This is a genomic window from Polaromonas sp. P1_E1_2 (assembly GCF_056406035.1).
Window position 1 is genome coordinate 1 of the sequence record NZ_JBFUAZ010000289.1, and the last position, 5,091, is coordinate 5,091.

Here is a 5,091-nt window from a genome sequence, read left to right on the forward strand (position 1 = left end):
ACCCGGGACCTGCCAGCGTGCCTGAGGCACGCAGGTTGTGCAGCGTGGCATTGTTGGCGTCGCTGGCCAGTGCGCCTGCACCCGTAAAAGCATTGCCCGTCACGTTGACGAGGTCCAGGTTCCTGACCGTTCCGCCGATCACCGAGAACAGGCCCGTCATGCTCGTCGGCACCCAGAGCTTCAGGTTGCTGATGGCGTGGCCCAGACCGTCCATCACGCCGCCCAGCCCCGTCAGCGGCGAGGCACCCTTGTTGCCGTTCCAGCCCGCGGTCGCGCTGGCGTCGATGTCTGCGCCCAGCGCGTAGCGCAGGCCGCCGTCGAGGTTGATGGACTGCAGGCCCGTGGTGGAGCCTTCGGTGCCAAGGGTGTTGATGACGATGTAGCCCTCGCCGTTGATGGTGAGAAAACCCGTGCCCGCCCGGTCGAAGTTCACGCGGCCGGCGAATCCTGTGAGCGGGTCCACCGGCACCTTGACCTTGCCTCCGGCCACACCTGCATCGGCGCCGTTGGCGGTGCCTGTGTTCATGACCAGGGCCGAGCTGCCGGTCGCGTCCATCACGGCGCGGATGTTGATGTCGCGCGCAGCGGTTAGCGTCAGTGTGTTGGCGTTCCAGTTCACGTTGTCGTTGACGTGGATGTCGCCGTTGCCCGCCGCGTTGCTGCCGCTGCTTGACAGGATGGTGACGTCGCTGTTGGCCAGATTGGCGGACAGCGTGGCGCCGCTGATGTCGCCGCCGCTCGCGGCGATGGTGAAGTCCGCGGGGTCAATCAGCCAGGTGCCGGTCTTGCCCTGCGCGGCGCGCGTGCTGACGTGTGAGCCTTCAGCCACCTTGACATGCGCGCCCGAGGTGTCGATAAAGCCGCCGTTGCCGCCACTGGGTGCGGACGCATCCAGCGTGCCGCCCACCTGCACCGTGCCACCGTCAAAGCCGCCCAGCAGTTTGATGACGCCGCCGCGGCTTTCGAGTGTGCGCGCCTGAATGACGCCGGTGTTGTTGACCACGGTGCCGGCCAGCGCGTCGGCCGCTTTCGCGGTGAGCAAGGCCGTGCCGCCGTCTGCCTGTATCAGCCCGCCGTTGTGCGCGAGCGCATTGACCGCGCCTTCGTCCACCGCGAGTTTAAGCAGGCCGTCTCCTGCGAAGTCGAGCGTGACCTGCTTGCCGGCGGCCAGGGCCACCGTACCCAGGTTGGCCACCAGCGTGCCGGTGTTGCTGACCTGGCCGCCAATCAGCGCGATGCTGCCGCCGTCGGCGGCACGTATCGTGCCTTCGTTGCGCACGCTGGCGCCACTGCCACTGGCGCGCAACACATAACGCCCGGCCATGAAGTCGGTATCGCTCATGCCCAGCGTCGAGGCCACCAGCCCGCCCACGCTGACCTGCGCGCTCTGGCCGAACAACACGCCGTTGGGGTTGAGCAGGAAGACCTGGCCGTTGGCATTGAGCCGGCCCAGGATCTGGCTGGCCTCAGTGCCCAGCACGCGATTGAGTGCAACGGCATTCGATCCGGGCTGCACGAAATTGACGCTCTCGTTGCCGGCAACGCCGAAGCTCTGCCAGTTGATGGCAAGTTTGGGTGTGGTCTGGGTGATGGTGGTGGTGTTGCCGCTTTGCGTGATGCCACCCTGGCCCGCGCTGACCTGGCCACCCGTGGGAGCGGCCAGCGCCTGCGCCGCTGCCAAGCCGGCGGCAAGGGCCAACGCGCGGAGCTTGCGTTCACGCTTGCCCAGGCTGCGTTTGCCCTTGCCGCTGGCTGTTTCGGCCACGGCTTCAAAGCAGGCACCGGCTTCGTTCCAGATGACGCGGTAGGTGTGGTTCATGGCGGTTTTTCCTTCGGTTGTGAATCAAATCGGGCTGCAGCCCTTTCAGGACGTGCGCAAGCAGCTATCAAATATGTAGCGTGAAACAGGCGGTGCGTTGGCCACTCAAAAACTCCTGGACACCTGCAGCCACAGCCGGCTGCTGCGATCCGGCTCGGCGGTGGCCGGGCCGCCGTGCAGCTTGCGTGCGTAAAAGAAGCGTGCGCTCCAGCCGTCGGCATGCGCCCAGTTCAGGCCCAGACCGGCACCCGACAGGCTTCGCCGGTTTGACGCGCCAACGCCGGGCAACGGCTGCTCATTGCCGTAGCCAACGGCCGCGTCGTAAAAGCCGACCAGCTGCCAGCCGGCGCCCAGCGGGTATTGCAGTTCCAGCGTCAGCAGGCTGGCGCGGTCTGACGGCGCTTCGCCCTGCGGGTAGGCGCGCACGGCGCCAGCGCCGCCAAGCGGCAGCTTTTCGGACGAGTCCAGGTTCTTGCTGGGCCACTGGCCGGTATAGGAGACCAGCAAGTTGGCCTTGCCGACGCTTTGCTGGCGCATGGCCAGCAGGCCCAGCTTGCCGAAGCTGCCGGCGCTGCGCACGGTGGCCTCGTCGATGGCCAATGCGTCGGCACTGTTAATGGCCAGCTGGCCGCGCGTATAAGTGGCCGAAAACCCCCAGACGCCACCGCCAACCCAGCCGTCGCGTGCATCACCGGAAAGGCCAAGATTGAGCAGGTTCAGATGCTTGTCATCGGCAGAACCGACGAGGTCGATGCGGTCGCGCAGGCGCTTGTGCTCGGCACTGACTTGCGCGTTCAGGTTGTGCAGGCGTGAGCGCAGCACCGGGTGCGCGGCGAACAGGGTGGCTATGGAGGCGTCGCCGTGTGCGTCCAGGTTTGCAAACTCCCCGCCCAGGCGGTACCTCATCACCGAGACGGCAGCGCCCGCGCGCGTGCCGTTGCCGCCCACCGGTAACTGCCACCCCAGGCGCGCGTAGTTCATATCGCTCCCGGCGGTCAATGCGCGCAGGGACACCAGGTCGCCCAGGCCGGCCGGGTTGTTGAAGTACAGGCTGGCGCCTACCCGTTCGCGGCCGGTGGCGCGGCTGCCGAAATTGTCGGCCTCCAGCAAGCCCGTGACAGCCGGCCCCCGCTCAACGTCCACCACCAGTTCGCTGGTGCCCACCGACGCGCCGGGCTGCAGGGTCGAGCGCACCGCGATGCCGGGCACGTCGGCTGCCAGCAGCAGCGAACGCTCCAGTGCTGCGTCGTTCACCAGCTCGCCCGGCACCAGCGCGGCCAGTGGCAGCGGCGCGGGCAACTCGCCCTGAGGCTTCACGGTGATGGCGCCATAACGGCCCTCCACGACGGCGATTTTCACCACACCATCCTGGATGTCCTGCTGGGGCAGGTAGGCGCGCGCCACCGTATAGCCGTGCTGGCGATAAAAGCGGCTCAGGCGCACCGCCAGTTCCTCGAGACCGGCGAAGTCAAGCTCACGGCCGATGGCGTCCTGCACCACCGTGAGCAGGTCTGCTTCAGAAAAAGCGGTGGCCCCCGAAATTTTTATCTGCGCCACCCGCACCTGGATTGCAGCATCCTCCGGTGATGCCTGTGGCATCGGGGATGCCGCGGCCGGTGCTGCAGGCAGCACAGCCGGCGCATCTTCGCGAGGCACGGGAGCCGCAGGCCTGAGTTGCTGCAACACATTGCCGGCATCGGGAGGGCTGGCCGCCGCTGCAGGCTCCAGCCCGGCCAGGCACGCGGCTCCGCACAACAGCGCCGCGGCGCGGCGCACGGGCCAGGGAGAGGCGTAAAAGCCCTGACGCAGCGGCAGCGAAGCGCCTGTCGTGGATCGGGTAGTGGTTTGCATGCCGCGTATGGTGTCGGGCCGGGAAGGCAATCGCCTCCCCTGATTCGGGGAGACGGTCCGAATTTTTTTGCGGTCAAATAGGCGCACCCGCTAAGATTCACGGCGGCGTCAGCCCCAACAACAACTGAAAGAATCAAGCGCATCCATGTCCATCCTGACCGTGACCCTGGTGGAAGACGACACACCAATTCGCGAGGAATTCGCGCGCATGGTGCGTGAAGATGTTGGCCTCAGGCTGCTGGAGGCGGTGGGTTCCTGCGCTGAGGCACGGCGCAGCTTTTCATTTGCCCAGCCGGACGTTGCACTGATTGATTTGGGCCTGCCCGACGGCGACGGCACCGAACTGATCGCGGACCTGGCCCGCCGCTCGCGCCACACCAGCATCCTGGTGGTGACCATCTTCGGTGACGAGGCCCACGTGGTGCGCGCCCTGCAGGCGGGTGCCCACGGCTACCTGCTCAAAGACACACCGACCGCGGAATTCGGCCGTGCGATCCGCGCCGTGAGCGAAGGCGCAGCCCCGCTTTCGCCGCAGGTGGCGCGCTATCTCCTGCGCAGCTTCGCCGCACCACGGACAGAGGCACAGCGCTGGCTGATGGAGCCGCTGACCCCTCGCGAAAAAGACGTGCTGACGGCCATCTCGCAAGGCCTTTCGGTGCCCGAAACAGCGCGGCACCTCGACGTCGCGCCGTCTACCGTGGCCGCCCATATCAAGAGCATTTACGGCAAGCTGGCCGTGCACTCGCGCGTCGAAGCCGTGAACCAGGCGCGTGCCCGGGGACTGATCTGAATGCGATTGCAGGGCATATGGGCCGCGCTATGCGCCTGCGCCACGCTGATGCTGGCGGCGCCGTCCTGGAGCGCCACGGCGGCCACCCTGGAACGGGCGGTGGTCATCACTGAAGACGCAGGGCGCCCCGCCGAAGTCGATTTCAGCAAGGCTTCGCCCGTCACGCTGCCCGACAACTGGCGCCGCAGCCGCCCTGGTTTTGACGGCGTCGCCTGGTATTCGATCGCGCTCGACGCCCCTCTGAAGGCCGCCGGCGCTACCGGCCCGGAGCATGAACTTGTGCTCGTCGTGCCGCGTGTGGCTGACCTGGGCGAGTTCTGGCTCAACGGCGAACGGCTGGACCTTGGCACGGGCAATGGATTTACCCGCAACCGCGCGCTGTGGGTGCCCCTCGGAGGCCACGTACTCAAGCCCTCGGGCAACCTGCTGCAGGTGCGCGTCAGCGGCAGCGCCGACACCCGCGGCGGACTTTCGCGCATGAGCCTGGGAACCACTGCGGCCGTAGGGCCGGCCTTCCAGGTGCGCCGTTTCCTGCAAAGCATCGCCCCCACGATGCTGATGTTCGCGGTGCCGATCTGCCTGTTCGGCGCCATCCCGCTGTGGTTCAAGACGCGCCGCTACATCCACCTGC

General features: G+C 67.1%; 3 protein-coding genes and 1 pseudogene. 2 read left to right on the forward strand and 2 right to left on the reverse strand.

All coding sequences use genetic code 11. The annotated features are described in order from the left end of the window. Both AC1D1P_RS13865 and AC1D1P_RS13870 read right to left on the reverse strand, forming a co-directional pair. Positions 1 to 1,819 (reverse strand): two-partner secretion domain-containing protein (locus tag AC1D1P_RS13865; protein WP_477673386.1); only part of this gene is annotated, 1,819 nt, incomplete at its 3' end. Positions 1,820 to 1,924: 105 nt separating this feature from the next. Then, complete coding sequence (locus AC1D1P_RS13870) at positions 1,925 to 3,670, reverse strand: ShlB/FhaC/HecB family hemolysin secretion/activation protein (RefSeq protein ID WP_477673387.1); 1,746 nt, start codon at positions 3,668 to 3,670, stop codon at positions 1,925 to 1,927. Positions 3,671 to 3,815: 145 nt separating this feature from the next. Here AC1D1P_RS13870 and AC1D1P_RS13875 point away from each other — a divergent pair, with 145 nt between their 5' ends. Continuing rightward, the gene (locus AC1D1P_RS13875) at positions 3,816 to 4,460 is read left to right on the forward strand and encodes a response regulator (RefSeq protein WP_477673388.1); all 645 of its coding nucleotides are present in this window, start codon (positions 3,816 to 3,818) and stop codon (positions 4,458 to 4,460) included. Further along, a pseudogene (locus tag AC1D1P_RS13880) lies at positions 4,461 to 5,091 on the forward strand (hypothetical protein); the annotation flags it as partial.